Raw genomic sequence first — 18756 nt, 5'->3', positions numbered from 1 at the left:
GGCTGCCGAGCGCTCGCTCCTGTCAGACAAATGCTTATTCGAGCGACATGCGCCCCTGTTTGTGCTTCCGGACGAGGGGAAGTTTGTTCGTGCCCTGCGCCATTCATTCCTCCGTGATCGAAGCGATAACGAACAGGTTACTGCACTGCTTCAGCAGAATCCCTTGTGGACGAAGCCCACTCGACCGCGTCTTCAAGCATGGTGAGGTAGACTGGATGGTCGTAGGTCTCGGGGCGATGGCCGATCGCGGAATAGAGCATGCGTCCCTTGCCGACATTCCGCGTCCAGACGATCGGGTGGTCGCCCATGCGAAGGTCCTGACCGCCGTATCCAACCGGCGAATAGGTGGATTCGTCAAGCGTTGCGATTATCTTCGAGCCGCTGTCCCGCGGGTTGTTCCTGAAGGAATACCACTCGTCGCTCATCACCCACTCCCGTGGCAAGTCCGCGGCGACGGGATGATCTTCTGCTTCCGTGACGATCCGCGCATCCTGGTATTGAGGCTTCATCGGATGTCCCTGGAACCGGGCGCCGAGAAGCTCATCCGCATACCAGTCCCAGAAGTATACGGGGTCTCCGCCGCTGCCATGGATCGCGACAAAGCCGCCTCCGCCTTCGACATAGCTGCGGAGCGCATCGCGTTGCGAGAGGGTGAGCACGTCGCCGGAAATATTATTCCAGATCACTGCGTCGAACTGAGAAAGGGTTTCGGGAGTGATGGCGCCTCCCCGGTCGGTTGCCACCATGGCCCAGCCCTTTTGGCCAGCCATTCTCATCAATGCCTGATGCGCTGCGTCGACCGAAGGATCGTCGCGAAACCCGTTGATCTTCTCGAACAGGAGAATGCGCCGCGGCCCTACCGGCAAAGCGACGTCAAGCGGGTCGTTATCGTAACGTGCGCACCGTGCCATGCGATCGGCATCGGTCACCGGCAGTTCGTGCAAGGCTTCTTCGGCGCGCGTCAATGAGGCATCGTCCCGCTTGCCCAGCATGGACGCAGCAGTACGTATCGTCAGAATGGCCGCAAAGCTGGGCGCCTGCGTACCCGCGAACTGCGCGGGGAGATTCTCGAACGACAAGCCCAGCGCCTGTTCCGCAACCGCTCGGGCGCGCGGACTGAGGAGGATGTCGATCAAGGGACTGTCCAGCGAGAAAGCCTCATCGCGCAGCGGACAATCGGTGACCGGTTGACTGGCTTTCATGGCGCTATCCTCGGATGCATTCTGCGCGAACGCCGGAAAAGCAAGAAGCGCGATGGCAGGAACCAGTGCCGCTCGAAGCTTGAAGGCGGTCATTTCAGTGCTCCTCGATAATGGCGAACGAATGGCTGGATATCATCGCCCCAGTCTTTGACCCAACGCTTCGGCTATGGCCGTCATGCCAGCCAGGTTCGGATGATAAAGCGCAAACTGGCCTGCCCCGCCTGAAGGAATGAACCCATTCATCCAGGGGGCACTCGAACATGCGTCATGATTTTTCGACAGTTCGGACGCGCGGATCAGTTCTGCGCCGGTATCTCTCGCCACATTGGCGGTAACCTCCGCCAGGCGGGCGGCTGTCGCCCGGGCAGATGCCGCCGCCTCGTCGGATAGCGGCACCTGTGCACATAATTCGCCTTCCGGGACGATAGAAAGATAGTCCACAAAGACCAGGCGAGCATTCGGTGACCGGCGGCGGACTTCGCGGGCGATGCCTTCGAGGCCGGCCTTTACCGCCTGCCATGCATCTTCGGATGACGCGGCCATTGCACGGCTGCGAGCTTCTGGATCTGCAGATGCCATTTCAGCCAGTTTCTGGCACACCTTCGCCGCCACTCCTGCGGCAGGCTGCTCGCAGGACTTCGCCATCAACCCACCGATGTAGTTAACGTCATTGCCGCCAATCGTAACTGTCACGAGGGCGGTGTCGGGCCTGAGTGCATCGACCTGCGCGGGAAGTTCATTCCATGGGCCAAGGACGTGTGCGGTCGTTGCGCCGCCGCAGCTTACGTCCGTCAGGCGTAGATCGTACATTCGGGCGAGTTGCTGCGCATAATTATCTGTCGAGCGCGAGCACCGGGCCGGGGTCGATTCCACGGTCGTACCGACGCCGGGCCCTGCCGCAAAGGAGCTTCCCATCGCAACGTAGTGCGCGCCTGCTGGCAGAGGTACCAATCGCGGTACTTGCGCCGTGGTGCAGGAGGCAACGGCAACGCCCATTGTGGCAATCGCAATTTTCTTCAGCCAACAGCTTACATGCTGAACGTTTACGAGGCCCTTCATCGGAAATTCCCCTCTGTCTGCGCGGCACCGCTACGATCCACGACGAATGAGGCCTCGAAATCGGCAGTGGAATCGCCGCCAACGGCCACTTCGAACGTACTTTCATCGATTACGCGAGCGCGCGTCGCGGCATTCCAGTACTGCCGCTTTTTCGGGCCCGGCTCGAAGGAATGCCTGCGTGTCTCGCCCGGCCCAAGGGTAACCCGCTGATAGCTCTTTAACTCGCGGACAGGACGTGAGGCGGTTCCGACTGCTTGGTGAATGTAGAGCTGCGCCACTTCGTCAGCGGTGCGGGTGCCGGTGTTCTTCAGATCGAACGTGACCGTCACCTTGCCGCCGGGCGCGATCACCGCTTCGAGCAATTCCTTTTGCCGCCCCGGTGGTTCGGGCGAGGAGCGCGACGCGTCGAGATGGGCCGGCGTACGCAGCACGCGGGCCTCGGCCCTCGTGCGAATCTCTGTTTCGGAGATCTCAGCAAACGCGGTCGTCGCCGATGACGCAATCCCCATGAACGCGGCGATCGTGGCACCGAACATGCGCGTTCTGGGTGCCTTTCGCTTGCCTTTACCGCCCGCCGACACCTGCCTCTCTCCAAACCAATTTCCCGGCCTTGTGATTGGCACATAGAGCGGCTGACAGTAAAAGTCTACGAAGCCGTTTATTTATCTATGGGTGAGCGTCTGTCTCGTTCCACGATGGCGGTCACCACGCCTCCCGCCCGCGAAGGAATATCTCCGTAACGGTGTAGGCGAACTCATCGTAAGAGATTTCGGCATCTTCATCTGCAGAAAGCCTTACGAATGCGAAGCTCGACAACATGCCGAGAAATACGGCGGCGGCCTCGTCCGCATTTCGGGCATCGCGACCGGTCTGAGCGGCGGCCACCGAAATTTCATGCGAGAGGATGTCCAGCATAGGACGATACAGCAGTTCCTTGTACTGCTCGCCAAGGGACCGGTTGGAGCCGAACAGGCTGTCCACCAACGTCCTGAACGACCGGATTTCCGCATCTTGGGACAGGCGCACGAGCGTTCGCGCAAAGTAGCGCAAGCGGTCGTCTATGCTTTGCCCCATCATCCAGTCGGTCTTGGAAGACGCTTCCCCCCACGCCTTTAGACGATCCTCCAACACCGCGCGCAAGAGGCTCTCCTTGTCGGCATAACGGAGATACAGGGTCGTCTTTGTCACCCCCGCCTGTGCGGCGATCGCCTCCATTGTCGACGCATCGAACCCGGCTGCGACAAAGCAGCTACGCGCTGCGTCAAGCACGTCCCGGTCGATCGAAGCGACCTCTTCCTTCCTGGGTCGGCCCCGCCGGGGCTTGGGTTGCGCTGCATCTTTGTTCATTGGATGTGACGCTCTCATGTTCAGACCGGGCCATATAGGCCGAAGTTTTCCGGGCGGGCAAAGCACATGAGGCACCGGCCGCCGGGAAAATAAACGGTGCCGGACGGATGCCAAGGCTTTCGATGTCAGGCATGGCGCGTTGCCAAGCGGAACGATGTCGATTCCCACACCGGGCGCATCGCGCCGCAGTTGGGCGAGTGCCGGATGAAGGACCGAAGTTGTCCCGAAGTCCGTCGAGGCAATGCGAAAACGGCGGTTGAGCCGGACTGGAGCGAACGCGCGCTCATCAAACAAGCCGGCGGTGTGGGATACCCAGTCCGACAGCTTGTCGACAAGCTCATCGGCCCGCCGCGTGCGGGTCATTCCATTTCCAGTTCGCACGAGCAGCGGATCCTTGATGACCTCCCGCAATTGCGCAAGGTAACGGCTCACGCTGGGCTGACTCAGACCGAGCGCCAAGGCCGTGGAGCCCACGCTCCTGGTCTTGAGGAGATAGGCCAAGACCAGGATTAGGTTCGGAGACAAATGCGAATGAATCATTGGCCTTGTGATGCAACCGATTCGCATTAGCGATCAAAGCCTGAAACATTGCATTTTGTTGCGCACAAACAGAGCTTCACGCCCGGTCCGGGGGCGGGGCTCACGCTCAGCAAATCGAGTCAGACGATACCGAAGAGCGCGCCTTCCATTGAGGCCACGGAGGCGATGGGGGTCGGGAATGCCGAATAGCGACCATGAAGACGTCGCCGATATCGATTTTTCGGCAGTTCACTGGGGCATCCAATACCAGGCGACGACTTCTATCTCGAGGTCTCGATCTCGTATCTTGATGTCGAAGGCACCTCCGGCGTAATTTCAGGTCACCGCCGCGTCAGTTTGCCAAGTGGAGCCGTTACCTCACGCAAGGATCAGGCGATGACAACCGGCGAAATGGCGAGCCCGACCGGTGCAGCATTCGTATCGAGTTCGCAGCGCCTCTTGCATGACCGGAGCCAAGCCCATGTCCCGCCCGCCTCTTCCCCCGTTCACCCCGGCAAGCGCGGCCGCCAAGGTTCAGGCCGCCGAAGACAGCTGGAATAGCCGCAATCCTGCCAAGGTCGCCCTCGCCTACACGCCGGACAGCATCTGGCGGAACCGCAGCGAGTTCCTCGAGGGCCGCGCGGCGATAGAGGCGTTCCTGACCCGCAAGTGGGAGAAGGAACTCGACTACCGGCTGATCAAGGAACTCTGGGCCCACGATGGCAATCGCATCGCCGTGCGCTTTGCATATGAATGGCACGACGATGCCGGCCAATGGTATCGCAGCTATGGCAACGAAAACTGGCAGTTCGCTGCGGACGGACTGATGGAGCGCCGTATCGCCAGCATCAACGACCTGCCGATCGCGCAGGCCGATCGCCTGTTCCATTGGCCCAGCGAGCCACGACCGGCCGGGCATCCCGGGCTGTCCGATCTCGGGCTCTAGCAGCACGATTGCGCTGAAAGTCCGGGGAAGACAGATGAGATTGAAGGGCGCATAAGATGCAAGGACCGGGGCGAGACGCGTAAGGAGTCCTGCACGATGGGGATTACCAACAAGGAAACCCGCACCAACATCGGCGAAGTGGCAGAGGGGATCTGGCGCATCAATACGCCGGTCGCGATAGACGAGAACACCGCGTTTTCCTTCAACCAGTACCTGATCGAGGCGCAGGCCCCCCTGCTCTTTCATACCGGCCCGCGTCAGCTTTTCCCCGTTGTGCAAGAGGCCGTCGAGCAGATCATGCCCTGCTCGCAGCTTCGTTATGTCGGCTTCTGCCACATGGAAGCCGACGAATGCGGCTCGCTCAACGAATGGCTCGCCTGCGCGCCAGACGCCGTGCCCCTGTGCAGCGCCGTGGGCGCGATGACGTCCATCGGCGATATCGCCTGCCGTGCCCCGACGGTATTGGCCGAAGGCGAAGTCATCGATCTGGGCGGACGCGAAGTGCAGTGGTTCGACGCACCGCACGTGCCCCACGGCTGGGACAACGGATTCCTGTTCGAACGGGTCACGCGCACCCTGTTCTGCGGCGACCTGTTCACACAGCCCGGCGAAGGCCGGGAAGTCGTTACCGAAGGCGACATCCTTGGTCCCAGCGAGGCGTTCCGCCAGGTCATGGACTACTACGCCCACGGCCCGGAGACCGGACCGACGCTCGGCCGTCTTGCCGCCAGCAAGCCACGGATCCTGGCCTGCATGCACGGCAGCGCCTGGCACGGAGACGGTGAGAGGCTTCTTGGCGACCTCGCAAGGGCGCTGGGTGCCTGAGCCATGCGCGCGACGGCAACGGGCGACCAACTGCGGCCATTTTCCGGCGCCAGCGGCTCCGAGCTGAAACCCTGTCCTTTCTGCGGCTCACGCGACGTGGGTTACTTCGAACACGTCTATGCGCGGCATTTTTCGGTGATGTGCAAATCGTGCGGCGCGGAAGGCCCGCCCCGGTCGGAGCACGAAGAAGCTGCAAGGCTGTGGAACGCACGGGCGCAAGGCTAGGCAGTCAATCGGCCGCCGCTTCCACCGGCAGGCGCTGCGAACGCCAGCGCAACATGCCGCCTGCGAGATTGGCGACCATGCCGAACCCCTGCTTCTCCAACATCATGACAGCCTGTGCCGAACGCGCCCCGGAGCGGCAGACGGTCACCACTGGCTTGTCCTTGTGGAGCCTGGCGGCACCGTCCTGAAGCTGACCGAGAGGAATGAGCGTTGCCCCCTCGATATGACCGAGGATACCTTCGAATTCCTCGCGTTCGCGCACATCGACAACCTGCACCTGGCTGCGGTGCTCCTCAAGCCAGCCGGGCTGAAGCTCCCAGAAACCCGCGTAAGTGAAGGTCAGCGGGGCCCAGACGGGTTCGTTCGCCGCGCTGGCGGGCTTTGCCGGCTCTCCGCATTTCAGGTTTGCCGGCACGGCAATGTCGATCTGCTTGGGATGGGGCAGGCCGAGGTTCTCCATGTAGCCGCGAAAGTCCTCAAGGCCGACTTCGGTGCCCAGGCGCGGGTTGTAGATCTTCTCCTCCGCCACGCTCGTCACGGTCGAACCGCGGTAGTCGTGGGCGGGATAGAGCAGGCACTCGTCCGGAAGTGAGAAGATCTTGTTGTGGACCGAAGCGTACATCGCCGCCGGATCGCCTTGCTGGAAATCGGTACGGCCGCAACCCCTGATCAGGACGCAGTCGCCGGTAAAGGCCATAGACGCATCGTCCAGCACAAATGTCGAGCAGCCGCCGGTGTGGCCCGGCGTCGCCAGCACCGTCAGGTGCCGTCCACCGAACTTCAGCTTGTCGCCTTCGCCGAAGTAGATGTCCGCACCCTCGGCGCCCGACCTGTCCGATACGGCGATCCGGCTCCCCAGGCGCTGCCGCAGTAGCCAGCCTCCGGTCACGTGGTCGGCGTGAACGTGAGTCTCCAGCGACATGCGCAGTCGCAGCCCCAGTTCCTCGATCAGGGCGATCTCTCGAGGCACCTGCTCGAACACGGGATCGATCAGCACGCTTTCGCGGCTCGCGGGATCTGCGAGCAGGTACGTGTATGTCGAGGATTGTTGATCGAACAGTTGCCGGAAAATCAGCATCGGCTGTCCCCACGTGACAATGCGGCAAGAGCGGCTTGCCCGCCATGCGCAAGCATAAACCATATTCCAACCCGGTTCGAGGCTGAAGGATAGGCCCAAGAGGCGGCTGGCATTGGCAGCCGGATCAGGGCACCCTTCGCCGGTGGACGGTGAATCGCATCTTTTGCGCCTGGCAGGACTGCTCTGGCTGATCGCTGGCCTGTCCTACCTGTCGGCCGAGACTGTCGCTGCCGCTGCGTTCCCCGGCTACAGCTACGCGCGCAATTACGTCAGCGATCTTGGCGTGCCCTATGCCGACGTCATCGACGGCCGTGTACTTCGCTCAGGCCTTGCCTGGCTCATGAACTGGGGAGGCTTCATCCTCGATGGTGTGCTGTTCGCCGCGGCTAGCGTGATCGCCGCTCGGCTTGCCTTCACAGCGAAGGACGGGGTGAATCCCTGGGCCGCGGTATTTCTGGTACTCGCCTTGATGCACTCGGCGGGGACGGTCCTTGTCGGGCTCGTCCACAGCGGCAGCCGGGAACTGGCCTCGGGCGCCGACCACTATCATGTTCTTGGCGCGGCCATGGCTATCCTGGGCGGTAACCTGGCGCTGCTCGCCGCTGCACCCGGCGGGCGGCACCTCGACCTGCCCCGGGCATGGCGAAGCACCAGTACCCTGCTCGGCCTGTTCGGATTGGGGAGTTTGGCCCTGCTGGAAGTCAACCGTATCGGCAGGACCCCCATCCTGCCCGACGGCGTCCTGGAAAGAGCCAGCATCTACCCGATCACCGCGTGGGAGATCGTTACGGGCCTGACGCTGCTCGCCGCCAGCTTCAGGGTAGCTAAAGTCGCGCCGGCCGGAACCGGCGCGACCTGATCGCGTCAGAGGATGGCGGCGATGCCGGCCTTTGCAATCTGCGCATCCTGGTCGGACTTGACGCCGGAAACGCCCACCGCGCCCACGAAATCGCCATCGACGACAATCGGCACGCCGCCTTCAAGCAGCGCGCCCATGGCCGGAGCCGAGAGCATCGATACGCGGCCGTTGCAGATCATTTCCTCGTAGAAGCCGGACTCGCGCCGTCCCATGATCGAGGTCAGCGCCTTGGCCGGGGCCATGTGCGCGGTGCTCGCCGAGGCTCCGTCAAGGCGCAGCATGCCAAGCAGATGTCCCCCCTCGTCAACCACAGCGATGGTCACGGCCCAACCGTTGCTGACGGCTTCCGCTTCCGCGGCGGCAAGGATCGCCTTGACGTCGGCGGCTTCGAGACTGTGCTTGGTTTTCATGACATTCCATTTCGCTTGCACGCTCCGCCAGGTCGGTCGCAGCGGCTGTGGTGAGGTGTGAAGTGAAGGCCACAACCCATAGCATCACAGGCCCTGCGCGCCAGAACGAATGTGCGCCTTACCCCCGGGCAGGTGACGCGAAAGTGTCCGCGTCGTCGAACCTTCTGGCATCCCCTTGACGATGCGCCTAGTGGGGCCCGCATGTCGATTGCCCGAAATCTCGCAGAGCTTGGAAAGCTCCTTTCCGTCGATCATGGCTGGCCAGCGGCCAAGGCGTTCAAGTCCTACCGGATGACCGAAAGCGATCGCACGGCCTTGTCGGCACGCGCCGTCGATCTGCTGAAGGTCTTCCCCCCGGAGGCGAGCGGAGCCGCCATGATGAGCGCCGCCCTTTGCGTGAGCCTCGAGGGTCGTCTGAGCGCGCCGGTCTATCTCGTCGCGGGAACGCTGACGGTCGGAGGCGATCCCATCATCGGTAACCGGCAGCGCTTCGATGGACCAGGTGTGTTCGCATCGTCCAATCCCGAATGGGACGGGCACGTATGGGCTATGGTCGGCCCCTACGTCGTCGACATTTCGATCTTCCGCATCGCCTACTCCGGCACGGGGCCGGCAAGCCTAGCCCGCCACGTGCTCTCGACGTTCGGTCCGAACAAGGGGCTATACGTCGATCTCTGGCGCAATACGGGCCGGGTCGGCCTTGGCTACGAGCCGCAATATGTCCTGGGCAACGATGAAGTCACTGCCCTGATGCAAGGTGCCTATCGGGTAATGACGCAAGCCGCCGCCGACAGGGATGAAGCCATCGACTAAGGGGCTTCGCGGTCGAGCGCGGGGTAGCGATCGAGCAGGGCACCGGTAACGCCATTGGTCCAGCCGAAGCCATCCTGCAGCGGATATTCGCCGCCGCCGCCCGGCAGGCGTTCTTCCACGTCGTATTTCTCCAGCATCTTGCCGGTCTCTGCATAAGTGCGCGCGACGGTGGCGATCCAGCGCGCGGCGATCGTCCGGGCAAGCTGCGCATGACCGCTGGAATCCAGGCCGCCTACCGCTATCCATTGCAGCGGCGCCCAACCATTGGGGGCATCCCATTGCTGGCCGGATCGCGTCAGCGTCGTCCTCAGTCCGCCCGGCGCCACCAGCTTCGCACGGGTGAGTTCGGCGACGCCATCTGCCTGTTCGGCAGACGCCATGCCAACGAAAAGCGGATAGAGCGTTGCGGCCGAAAGCGCAGGTGAAGGCCTCGCTTCGCCGATCAGCCAATCGCCGTAGCATCCCTCTCCAGCCTGCCACAGGAAGCGGTCCACCGCCGCCCTGCGGCGATCCGCGCGCTTTACGAAGTCGCGCGCGCACCCGGCATCTCCCAAGGTCTTGCAGCCCCTGGCGATGCGCCGTTCCATCGCCCAGAGCAAGGCATTGAGGTCAACCGGGACGACATCGGTCGTGCGGATGGTTGCGAGCGTCCTGCCGTCCGCCAGCCAGCGCGAGGAAAAATCCCAGCCGCTTTCCGCAGCGGCGCGCAAGTCGCGATAGACTTGGCTGGAAGCGCGATTTGCAGCAGCCTTGGCGCTTGCCCGGTCCTCCGCAAAGGATTCGTCGCGCGGGGTGTCGCGCTCGTCCCAGTAGCGGTTGAGCAAACTGCCATCGGGCATGCGCACGACGCGCAGACATGCGCCCTTGCGAAGCGCGCAGTCACCGCCTGCCATCCAGAACGCGTATTCGCTGCGCAGCGCCTCGAGCCGGCGCGCCTGCACTCTCGCGTCATGGTTCTGCGAGATGTCCAGCATCAGCGCAAAGAATGGCGGCTGCGAACGGCTTACATAGTACGTACGCGTACCATTGGGGATATGACCGAAGCGCTCGATCAGGCTGGTGAAATCGTCGAGCATCGATTCCACCAGTGCATGTTCGCCGTCGGCGGCCAGCCCCAGCATCGTGAAGTAACTGTCCCAGTAATAGATCTCGCGAAAGCGACCTCCGGGCACGACATATTGTGCGGGCAGCGCGATCCGCGATTCCCCGGGGACCACAGGGGCCGGCTGGCGCACCAGATGCGGCCAGAGCTTGCGGATATGCGCGCGCAGCCCGCCCGTCCCGGCATCGTTGACGCCCGGGACCTCGAAGCGGTCGAGCACAAAAGCGCGCAGCGCCGCATCGTCCCTTGGCGGCGCGGCGCGGTAGTCGGCCATGATCGCAGCGGGCGCTTTGCGCGGGACGGCATCGGCGAATGTCTTGTTATCGTCGAAGATACGACGCTCCTGCACCGCGACGAAGAGGTCGCCATAGAGGTCTGCCGGCGATGGTGGCGCCACATTGCCCAAAGAAGCGCAAACCAGAACGAGGGCGACCAGCCTGGAAATGCGGCGCACGGCCTGCCTCATCGCGTTATCTCCTTGTTATGGCCTTGCAGGATGATGGCATAACCCAAAGCGGCGCGTCGGAGAAATTCGCCTGTGCCAACTCCCGCAAGGGAAGGGCAGCAGCGATTGGGCAAGCGCGTTTCCCCGGCACAGGATAACCCGCCTGCCAGACTGGACGCGGCAATCGCGAGGCGGCTAACGGGCGGGCATGAGTATCATTGCCACAATCATGAATTCGACCACCGGCCTTGCGATCCAGAAGATGAAGTTCGAGCGCATGCCCAAGCCCTGGGTCACTTTCCACCTCGAAAACGGTGAGCAGGTCACGGCCGACCGCGTCCACGTCGGCAAGCCTGCCCCCGGCAAATTCATCACTCCCGTCGAAGTCTGGGTGACACCCAAGAGCTGAACAACGGCCTCCTGGCGAGGCCCGGCGTTCTGGCGAGACCTGGCATTCTGGCGAGACCTGGCGTTCAACCATTTGCGCAGACAGACAGGATGCGGGTCGTCCTGCCCTCGCATCCATGCCGGGCCGACCTTGCTTTGCGCTTCGAACTGCCAACCAGAACGGTTCAGGCAAACTTGCCCTTCGCACCATAAAAGTGATTGTCTATTTGTCTATTATATTGGTAGAGTTTAAACCGCCAAACAAGGACGGCGGACGAACGCTCTGAGCGATTCGCACGCGTGCCGGGACGAAGGGGGTTTTTGAGCATGCTGGATCAACTGGATCAGCTTCACGCCTTGGCGGGGTTTATCGTCGGCCTGCTGGTCGGCATGACCGGCGTGGGCGGCGGATCGCTGATGACGCCGCTGCTTGTCCTCATGTTCGGGGTCAGCCCACAGACGGCAGTGGGCACCGACCTTCTCTATGCGGCGATCACCAAGATCACCGGCACGACAGTGCATGGCTGGCGCGATACGGTGGACTGGAAGATCGTGCGCAGGCTCGCCTATGGCAGCATTCCCGCGACCATCCTGACACTTGCCGTCATGGCCCGTCTCGGCAAGGTCAGCGATCACAGCCAACATATAATCCTGTTCTCGCTGGCGGTCCTGCTGGCGATCACCGCCTGCACAGTCATCTTCCGCGCTCGCCTCGCCCGCTTCGCGCAGGAGCGCGGGCCGCTCGAACCGGGATCACGGGTCACCGGGGCAACCGTTCTGCTCGGCGCGGCAATCGGCATCGCCGTGTCGATCTCCTCGGTAGGAGCCGGTGCGATCGGCGTAACCGTCCTGCTCATGCTCTACCCGCGGCTGCCGATGGTGCGCATCGTCGGCTCGGACATCGCCCATGCCGTGCCGCTCGCCCTGATCGCGGGCGTCGGACACTGGATCATCGGAGACGTCGACGGCGTGCTGCTGACCAACTTGCTCGTCGGCTCGATTCCAGGCGTCATCATCGGCAGTCTGCTGTCCACCCGCGCGCCGGAATGGCTCCTCAGGCCGCTCCTCGCTATCGTCCTGGGGCTTTCGTCCTGGCAACTTTTCGTCAAGGCTGCGACCCCTTCGGAAACGGCGGCAAAGTCATCCGCAAGTTCCAGCGAAGGCGCTCTTGCAGCCTCAAGGGGCTCGGACCAGAAGTGACGCCTTGGGGCCGGGTCGTCCGGCCAGCTGAAAGCCAAAATGCATGGACGTGCAACTCGTTGTCATCTGCCTGCTGACGGCAGGCATCAACCTGATCGGAACCCTGGCCTACGCGGCGCGCATTGCCGGAGTCCGCACACGACGGATCGCGATGAGTTTCGCGCTCTTCAACATCCTCGTCCTCGTCAGCCGCACCTCGAACAGCTTCCTCGGCCCCTTCCTGGCCAAGCGAATCGAAAGCCGCCTGTCGCTGGGCGGCGGCGCTGCCCTGCTTGGCGACTTTCGCATGGTGCTGATGTCGGCCACGATGGCGGTCGCGCTTGGCATCGCGCTGATCCCGACCAGCCAGCGTCTCTTCGTCAACGCCATCGGCTACTTCCAGCGCCACCGCTCGACCAGCCGCATGCTGCTGCGCGCTGCATCGCCGGCCGGGCTGCGCTCTATCCGCACGTCGTTTCGCGCCCCGCGATACGAACACATCCGCGAACTCGCCCGAGCCCGCGGCGTGGGTTGGGGGGTACTGCTGGCCAATTGTCTGGCCCAGGCGCTGATTACAGTGGGAGTGCTGGCATCGCTCTATGCCGGATATCTCAATCCGCAGTACCGCGTCACGGCCTCTCAGCTTTCTGCCGTCATCAACGGCTTCGCGACGATCCTGCTCTTTGCCCTGATCGATCCGCAGCTCTCGGTGATGACTGATGACGTCGTCGAGGGCCGGGTCAGCGATCCACTTTTTCGTCGCACGATCGTGTGGATCAGCTTCAGCCGACTGGCCGGGACAGTCCTTGCACAGGCCTTCTTCGTCCCTGCTGCCCAGCTAGTCGCCTGGATCGCCTACGTGGTCTGAACGCGGCATCGAACGGCCGAAACTTTTTCTCGCCAGGAGGCCCTGCGGCACCCCCTGATACAGCAGCGTCCTGAAACGATTGGACAATGTCAACTCATCGCAAATACTGACTCCGCCGGGCCTTTTGCGCTATTCTGGTCTGTGCGTGAGACCAACGATTCTCCCGACGCAAGGGTTGCCAATATCCATGTTGAACCCGGCTCGCCAAACCATCGCGCGGGCCTTGGCGAGGAGCAAATTATGGCATCCGTGATCGAAGCCTACAGAGACGAAAAGGGCAATCTCCACCACGAAGCGTCGAGCGCGATCATTGCTGACATCGCAGCCGCACTGGGACGCGTCGGCGATGAAGGCGGCCTCACCGAAGGCGTGGCGCGCCTGATCCTTGAGAAGCGCGCGGCCATCGAAAAAGCCTTCGGCGATCTCGACAGGCTGGAGGGCAATTCACTGACAGTGATCGATGTGAGCGACCACTTGCGAGTGCAGTCGCTTTCCGCCTGAGGTCCATCGATGCAAGTCATGACCAAAAAAGGATATTTTAGAATCCCTGGCGATCAAACTCGATAGCGCGTGACGGTCAAGCCGCCATGCGGATTGGTGAATGCGCGTGCGACGGGAAAGCGTAAGTTCGCAAATGCGAATCTGTACACACTTGTGAATTCATGGCAGGCAGCACTCGAAAGAGGAGCTGCCTGATGACCATTGCCACCACCCACGTCGGAAGCCTGCCGCGCGGAGACGAACTGACTCCGCTGCTGCTCGCGCGCGACAAGGGCGAGCCTTACGATGCCGCCGAATTCGACCGCCTGGTGCAGGCCGCGGTCGATGAGGCCGTGCGCCAGCAGGTGGCGAGCGGCGTAACCTGGGTCAGCGACGGCGAACTCGGCAAGGTCGGCTACTCAACCTACATGATCGAGCGCCTCGAAGGGTTCGGTGGTCATATCGACCGCAAGCCCGCCGCCGATCTGGCCGAGCACCCGGACCTGTCCCGCAAGCTGTCGGCGATCATGGGCAGCCAGGAGTTCACCCGCGCCTCGTGCGTCGGCCCCGTACGGCTGCGGACACTCGACCCGCTGCACGAAGACACCCGCAGGTTCCGCCATGCGCTCGACAAGCACGGCCAGGGCGTGCGCGGCTTCCTCAATGCCGCTTCGCCCGGCCTGATCACCGCTTTCCAGGTCAACCGCCACTACCCGAGCCACGAAGCCTATCTCGCCGATCTCGTCGATGCCATGCGCCCGGAGTACGAGGCCATCGTCGCGGCCGGTTTCGACCTGCAGCTCGATTGCCCCGACCTCGCGATGTCGCGCCATACCGGCTACCAGGACCAGGACGAAGACACGTTCCTGCGCACGGCTGCCGCCAACGTGGAGGCGCTCAATGCGGCAACGGCCAATATCGCTCCCGAGCGCTTGCGCATGCATATCTGCTGGGGCAACTACGAGGGCCCGCACGACCACGACATTCCGCTCGAGAAAGTCGTCGATACCGTGATCGCCGCCCGCCCCGCGACAGTCCTGTTCGAAGCCGCCAACCCGCGGCACGAGCACGAATGGACAGTGTGGCGCGATGCCAGGCTACCCGATTGGAAGGTGCTGGCCCCGGGCCTGATCGACACCTGTTCCAACTATGTCGAGCATCCCGAACTCATCGCCCAGCGGATCGAGCGGTTCGCTTCCATTGTCGGCAAGGACCGGGTTGTGGCGAGCACCGACTGCGGCTTCGGTACCTTCGCGGGCTACGGCAAGATCGATCCCGGCGTGACATGGAAGAAGCTGCGTGTCCTGCGCGAAGGGGCCGATATTGCGGACGCCCGCCTGTGAGCGCCGCTCTTTCCCCCGATTCCATCCGCGCGATCGAGCACGACTGCGCGAAGCTGGTCGCCCGCTATGCCAACCGCAACGATGCCGCGGACTGGGAGGCGGTTACAGCGCTCTATGCGCCCGAAGGCCGCATGGCGCGCCCAACGGCGCCTGACGACTGGATCACCGGACGCGAGGCCATTCTGGCGGCCTTCAAGGCCCGCCCCCCGCGCGTTACCCGCCACGTCTGTTCCAACGTCGAGATCACCGTTGTTGACGCGGACACTGCGCTGGGCGAGAGCGCAATGCTGCTCTTCACCGGTGAAGGCGCACCCAAGGTCGGATCTTTCCACGACCGGTTCGTGCGCCTGCCCGATGGCTGGCATTTTGCCGAAAGGCGCGGGTTGTTGACGTTCTGAGGGGGACAATGGCGATAACGGGGGCACCGGGAAGCACTTCACCGACGGTCAAGTCGGCTATGCGCACGCTCGACATCATCGAATATGTCGTCGCCAATCCTGACGGCGTGGTCGCGCAGGAAATTGCGCAGGCCCTCGCCATTCCCGTGAGCAGCCTGTCCTACCTGCTGGCAACTCTGGTGGAGCGCGACTACCTCGCGCGTACCGGACGCCTCTATCAGCCCGGCGCCGGACTGGAACGCCTGCGCTCAAGCCCGCGCAAACTGCCGCTGGTCGAACGTGTACGACCGCTGGTGCGTTCGCTGCGGGTACGCTCCAATGAAACGGCAAGCTTCTTCATCCAGCGCGACTGGTTCCTGGAAGCGGCGATTACCGAAACCGCCGAACATACCCTGCGCTATTCGATCGGCGTCGGCACGCGCACCCCGATGCACTGCCTGGCAGCGGGCAAGGCCCTGCTCGCCGCGTTCGACGCCGAGACTCTTGACCGCTATTTCCGGGAATCGGCGCGCGAACGCTACACCGGCGCGACCATTATCGAAGAGGCAGCGCTGCGCAGCGAGATCGACAAGGCGCGCGAGCTAGGCTTTTCGATAACCCGGGAGGAAATGACCCCCGGCATCTGCGGCTTGGGCACAGTCCTGCGCGAGGAGGGCAAGCCGGTCGGATCGCTGGCCATTGCCATCCCAACCGTGCGCTGGTCACCGCAAGTCGAGGAGGCAACCAGCAAGCTGCTCATTTCCGTGGCCGAGAGCTTTTCCCGCTAAGTTTCACGGGCACGAAGACGCGTGCATCTGCGTCTGCGGGCGCCCATTCCGCCGGCGCAATGCACCGGACAGGCGGATCTGTCCTGCAGATACGTAAACAGGGCCGGGACAATGCCCGGCCCTGCCGCCTGTTCGGTCTATCCCGCCCCCCCGCGTGCCAATCATGAACACGCAGGAGGTCCGTCTTCGGATGGCTGAAGAAGTACGGCCTCAGCCAGCTGACTTGGTGCGCCAGCCTTCGGCGTAGGAATCGCGAGCGACTTCCGAGTAGGGGACCGGCGCAACGGTGGCACGGATCTCGGTCTGGACATGGCGCTCGACGGTCGGCTTGCGGGTTCCGCCGTTTGGCTCACCCCAGAGCAGCGAGACCTGCGTGCCCGGCTCCGCAACCGATTCATCGACCATGGCCAGAGCGAGGAATCGGCCCTCATTCTGGGTGTAGCCGATCCAGGTCGACAGACCGACCTGCTTGCCGTCCACCAGCACGCTGTCATAGGGGTGCATCGCATAGACCGCGCTCGGGAAGTCCATGTACTTCGCACGGTCGCCCTTGGTCAGCATCGAGCTGATCACGCGCATCACGTCCTCGTTGTCGAGCGCGAGGGTGACCTTGCGACGCTTGGGCTGGTCCTTCATCTTCTCCAGCGCTGCGCGGCCGATGAAGTCATGGTCGAACTTGACCATGATGCCGTAACCCAGCTCCCAGGGGTTGAGGTAGTAGTCTTCGATGTTGTCGGAAACGAAGCTGCCGCCGATCGAAGTCATGCCACCGTACGACTTGGCCGAAAGCCATTCGCGGTATTCGCGCATGGATTCGCCGGTGTAGATCGCCGGCAGCGGCGAGGGAATCCAGCCCGATTCAAGAGTGTTCGAGCTGTAGGTGCGGCCGCCCGAGGGGAGCAGGCCGAAGTCCTTGCCGGCTTCGAGCAGCGCATTGCGCACGGTGTCGTAGTCCTTCCAGGGACCGAACAGTTCGTAACCCGGCTGACCGGCCATGCCGTGACGCAGGGCGCGCACTTCGACGCCGGCGATCCTGATCGGTGCCATGTGGAAGAACTTGAGATCCGGCGGCGTCTCGCCCATCGCCTTTTCCAGCACCTTCATGGCGTTCGGGCCCTGCAGCTGGAAGCGGTAGTTGCGACGGTAGCCCTGCTGGTCGAGAGGACGTGCGGCGGTGCGCTCGTCGCGCTCGACCTTGACGTCCCATTTGCCCGAGGCCGCGTGGAATTCCACCCATTCGATCGTCGGCGCGCGGCCGACCAGCTCGAACTTCTCTTCTTCGAGATAGAACAGGATGACGTCGCCGATGACAAAGCCCTCCGGCGAGACCGGGGCGAACTGCTTCGCGCGGTTGGGGACGAAGCCCTTGAAGCTGTTCGGCGCAAGGTAGGACAGCATCTTGAACGCGTCCGGTCCGGTCACCAGCAGGTCCACCATGTGGAAGCTCTGGTTGAAAAGGACCGCGGTCTCAGCCCAGGCACGCTGTTCGTCGCGCCAGTTCGAATATTCACCCGGAACGCCAGGATAGACGTTGGGGCCGGTCTGCTGATTGCGCAGGAAGTCGACCATGTCGCCCTTCTCTTCGATCAGCTTCTGGAGGCTCTTCTCGGTCATTATGTTCTGCCTTTCAGTACTTTGGTCAGGTTCTTCTCAGGTTGTGGATCATTCTATGCGAGCCATGCGCGAATGGCCGCATTGAAGGCGGCGGGCCTCTCGGCAGGAGCCATGTGGCCGGCGTCCGGCACGATGGTGAGCGGACAGCCGCCGATGGCTGCAGCAATCTCCCGGTGCTGTTCGACCGGGGACCAGGCATCGTCAGCTCCAACGATCAACGAGACCGGACAGGCGATTTCAGTGAGGACATCCGAAGCGTCAGGCCGGTTCAGCAGCGCTTCTATCTGCGCCTCGAACACATCCTGCCCGGCATCCAGACACATCGCGCGCAGTTGGCTGAGGAGATCTGTGTCGCTACGCATCGCAGGGCCGATCATTGGCGGCAACCAGGCATCGACAAGTGCGGCGAAGCCCTGCTCCCGTCCTATATCGCGCAAGGCGTAGCGCTTCTCGCGCTCACCCGGGCGCGGCAGATGAATACCGGTATCGGCAAGCGCCAGTCGTGTCACGCGGTCGGGCGCCTTGCGCGCGATCTCAAGCGCCACGCGCGCCCCCATCGAGTGGCCGAGAACAGCACAGCGCGAAGGCATGCGCTCCAGCGTGTAATCGGCCATCGCAGCGATGCGATCTGCGCCGCCATAGAAACCGTCGATGCTCTGGCTTCCGGCGAATTCAGCAAGTTGGCCGGCGAACATGCGTCCGTCGCACAGCAGCCCCGGCAGGATCACGAGCATCTCGGATTCGGCATCTGTGTTCGCATTCATGAATTTTCACCTATACGAATCTTCTTTGGCGCGCTAGAGAGAATTCCGCAGTCAGTTCTCGACAAGCCCATCCCCAATTCCGGTTCGCAGGAATGCGGGCAAGAAGGGCGCGGGGGAGAAGGAAGC

The 18756-nt window shown here is 62.9% G+C and carries 21 protein-coding genes; 12 read left to right on the top strand and 9 right to left on the bottom strand.

The genetic code is table 11. The features are described from left to right. Positions 1–137: 137 nt before the first annotated feature. The 4 genes from JI59_RS19635 to JI59_RS25785 all read right to left on the bottom strand — a co-directional run bounded on the left by JI59_RS19635 (position 138) and on the right by JI59_RS25785 (position 4109). On the bottom strand, positions 138–1295 hold the full coding sequence (locus JI59_RS19635; protein ID WP_007014652.1) for a ThuA domain-containing protein: 1158 nt from the start codon (positions 1293–1295) through the stop codon (positions 138–140). Between the two features lie 39 nt (positions 1296–1334). Beyond that, entirely contained in the window at positions 1335–2117 is a 783-nt protein-coding gene (locus JI59_RS19630) for an SGNH/GDSL hydrolase family protein (protein ID WP_239000632.1), read from the bottom strand. A gap of 140 nt (positions 2118–2257) precedes the next feature. Then, entirely contained in the window at positions 2258–2797 is a 540-nt protein-coding gene (locus JI59_RS19625; protein WP_007014654.1) for a fibronectin type III-like domain-contianing protein, read from the bottom strand. Between the two features lie 166 nt (positions 2798–2963). After that, positions 2964–4109: a TetR family transcriptional regulator gene (locus JI59_RS25785; protein ID WP_203226100.1), complete on the bottom strand. Its 1146-nt coding sequence runs from the start codon at positions 4107–4109 to the stop codon at positions 2964–2966. 499 nt (positions 4110–4608) lie between these two features. Here JI59_RS25785 and JI59_RS19615 point away from each other — a divergent pair, with 499 nt between their 5' ends. The 3 genes from JI59_RS19615 (at position 4609) to JI59_RS28225 (ending at position 6123) form a co-directional block, all read left to right on the top strand. Next, a complete protein-coding gene (locus tag JI59_RS19615; RefSeq protein ID WP_039858135.1) occupies positions 4609–5073 on the top strand; it encodes a nuclear transport factor 2 family protein in 465 nt (154 codons plus the stop codon). A 96-nt stretch (positions 5074–5169) separates the two neighbouring features. Continuing rightward, entirely contained in the window at positions 5170–5898 is a 729-nt protein-coding gene (locus JI59_RS19610) for an MBL fold metallo-hydrolase (RefSeq protein ID WP_007014658.1), read from the top strand. A 3-nt stretch (positions 5899–5901) separates the two neighbouring features. After that, positions 5902–6123: a Lar family restriction alleviation protein gene (locus tag JI59_RS28225; RefSeq protein WP_039858137.1), complete on the top strand. Its 222-nt coding sequence runs from the start codon at positions 5902–5904 to the stop codon at positions 6121–6123. A 4-nt stretch (positions 6124–6127) separates the two neighbouring features. Here the strand turns inward: JI59_RS28225 and JI59_RS19600 are convergent, their stop codons facing one another. Continuing rightward, complete coding sequence (locus tag JI59_RS19600; RefSeq protein ID WP_039858210.1) at positions 6128–7198, bottom strand: rhodanese-like domain-containing protein; 1071 nt, start codon at positions 7196–7198, stop codon at positions 6128–6130. Between the two features lie 145 nt (positions 7199–7343). Here JI59_RS19600 and JI59_RS19595 point away from each other — a divergent pair, with 145 nt between their 5' ends. After that, a complete protein-coding gene (locus tag JI59_RS19595; RefSeq protein ID WP_007014661.1) occupies positions 7344–8060 on the top strand; it encodes a DUF998 domain-containing protein in 717 nt (238 codons plus the stop codon). A gap of 5 nt (positions 8061–8065) precedes the next feature. Here JI59_RS19595 and JI59_RS19590 read toward each other — a convergent pair whose 3' ends face one another. Next, positions 8066–8470 (bottom strand): GlcG/HbpS family heme-binding protein, encoded by a 405-nt coding sequence (locus JI59_RS19590; RefSeq protein ID WP_039858138.1) that lies wholly within the window; start codon positions 8468–8470, stop codon positions 8066–8068. 201 nt (positions 8471–8671) lie between these two features. On the opposite strand from JI59_RS19590, the gene JI59_RS19585 reads away from it, so the two are divergent. Then, positions 8672–9283: a hypothetical protein gene (locus JI59_RS19585; RefSeq protein WP_007014663.1), complete on the top strand. Its 612-nt coding sequence runs from the start codon at positions 8672–8674 to the stop codon at positions 9281–9283. Here the strand turns inward: JI59_RS19585 and treF are convergent. Beyond that, positions 9280–10851, bottom strand: a complete 1572-nt coding sequence (gene treF / locus JI59_RS19580; protein WP_007014664.1) for an alpha,alpha-trehalase TreF — start codon at positions 10849–10851, stop codon at positions 9280–9282. The genes JI59_RS19585 and treF overlap by 4 nt on opposite strands. A 187-nt stretch (positions 10852–11038) precedes the next feature. Between treF and JI59_RS19575 the strand changes: the two genes are divergently transcribed. The 7 genes from JI59_RS19575 (at position 11039) to JI59_RS19545 (ending at position 16252) form a co-directional block, all read left to right on the top strand. Continuing rightward, positions 11039–11239, top strand: coding sequence for a hypothetical protein (locus JI59_RS19575; RefSeq protein WP_007014665.1), 201 nt, complete (start codon positions 11039–11041; stop codon positions 11237–11239). A 305-nt stretch (positions 11240–11544) separates the two neighbouring features. Further along, positions 11545–12417: a sulfite exporter TauE/SafE family protein gene (locus JI59_RS19570; RefSeq protein ID WP_007014666.1), complete on the top strand. Its 873-nt coding sequence runs from the start codon at positions 11545–11547 to the stop codon at positions 12415–12417. A 43-nt stretch (positions 12418–12460) separates the two neighbouring features. Then, positions 12461–13264, top strand: a complete 804-nt coding sequence (locus JI59_RS19565) for a lipid II flippase Amj family protein (protein WP_007014667.1) — start codon at positions 12461–12463, stop codon at positions 13262–13264. A gap of 240 nt (positions 13265–13504) precedes the next feature. After that, on the top strand, positions 13505–13765 hold the full coding sequence (locus JI59_RS19560) for a hypothetical protein (protein WP_039858140.1): 261 nt from the start codon (positions 13505–13507) through the stop codon (positions 13763–13765). Between the two features lie 194 nt (positions 13766–13959). Continuing rightward, positions 13960–15087 carry a cobalamin-independent methionine synthase II family protein gene (locus tag JI59_RS19555; protein WP_007014669.1) on the top strand — a complete coding sequence of 376 codons (1128 nt, stop codon included), beginning with the start codon at positions 13960–13962 and terminating at the stop codon, positions 15085–15087. After that, positions 15084–15485, top strand: coding sequence for a nuclear transport factor 2 family protein (locus tag JI59_RS19550; protein ID WP_007014670.1), 402 nt, complete (start codon positions 15084–15086; stop codon positions 15483–15485). Before JI59_RS19555 ends, JI59_RS19550 begins: the two co-directional genes overlap by 4 nt. A gap of 8 nt (positions 15486–15493) precedes the next feature. Then, the gene (locus JI59_RS19545; protein ID WP_039858143.1) at positions 15494–16252 is read left to right on the top strand and encodes an IclR family transcriptional regulator; all 759 of its coding nucleotides are present in this window, start codon (positions 15494–15496) and stop codon (positions 16250–16252) included. A gap of 210 nt (positions 16253–16462) precedes the next feature. Here JI59_RS19545 and desA read toward each other — a convergent pair whose 3' ends face one another. Together desA and JI59_RS19535 are read right to left on the bottom strand one after the other, a co-directional pair. Further along, complete coding sequence (gene desA, locus JI59_RS19540; protein ID WP_007014672.1) at positions 16463–17866, bottom strand: syringate O-demethylase; 1404 nt, start codon at positions 17864–17866, stop codon at positions 16463–16465. A 53-nt stretch (positions 17867–17919) separates the two neighbouring features. Continuing rightward, a complete protein-coding gene (locus JI59_RS19535; protein ID WP_007014673.1) occupies positions 17920–18630 on the bottom strand; it encodes an alpha/beta fold hydrolase in 711 nt (236 codons plus the stop codon). Between the last annotated feature and the right edge of the window lie 126 nt (positions 18631–18756).

This window comes from Novosphingobium pentaromativorans US6-1 (assembly GCF_000767465.1).
Classification (GTDB): domain Bacteria; phylum Pseudomonadota; class Alphaproteobacteria; order Sphingomonadales; family Sphingomonadaceae; genus Novosphingobium; species Novosphingobium pentaromativorans.
Note: the sequence above shows the minus strand (reverse complement) of the source record. Positions and strands in the feature narration are given on the sequence as shown.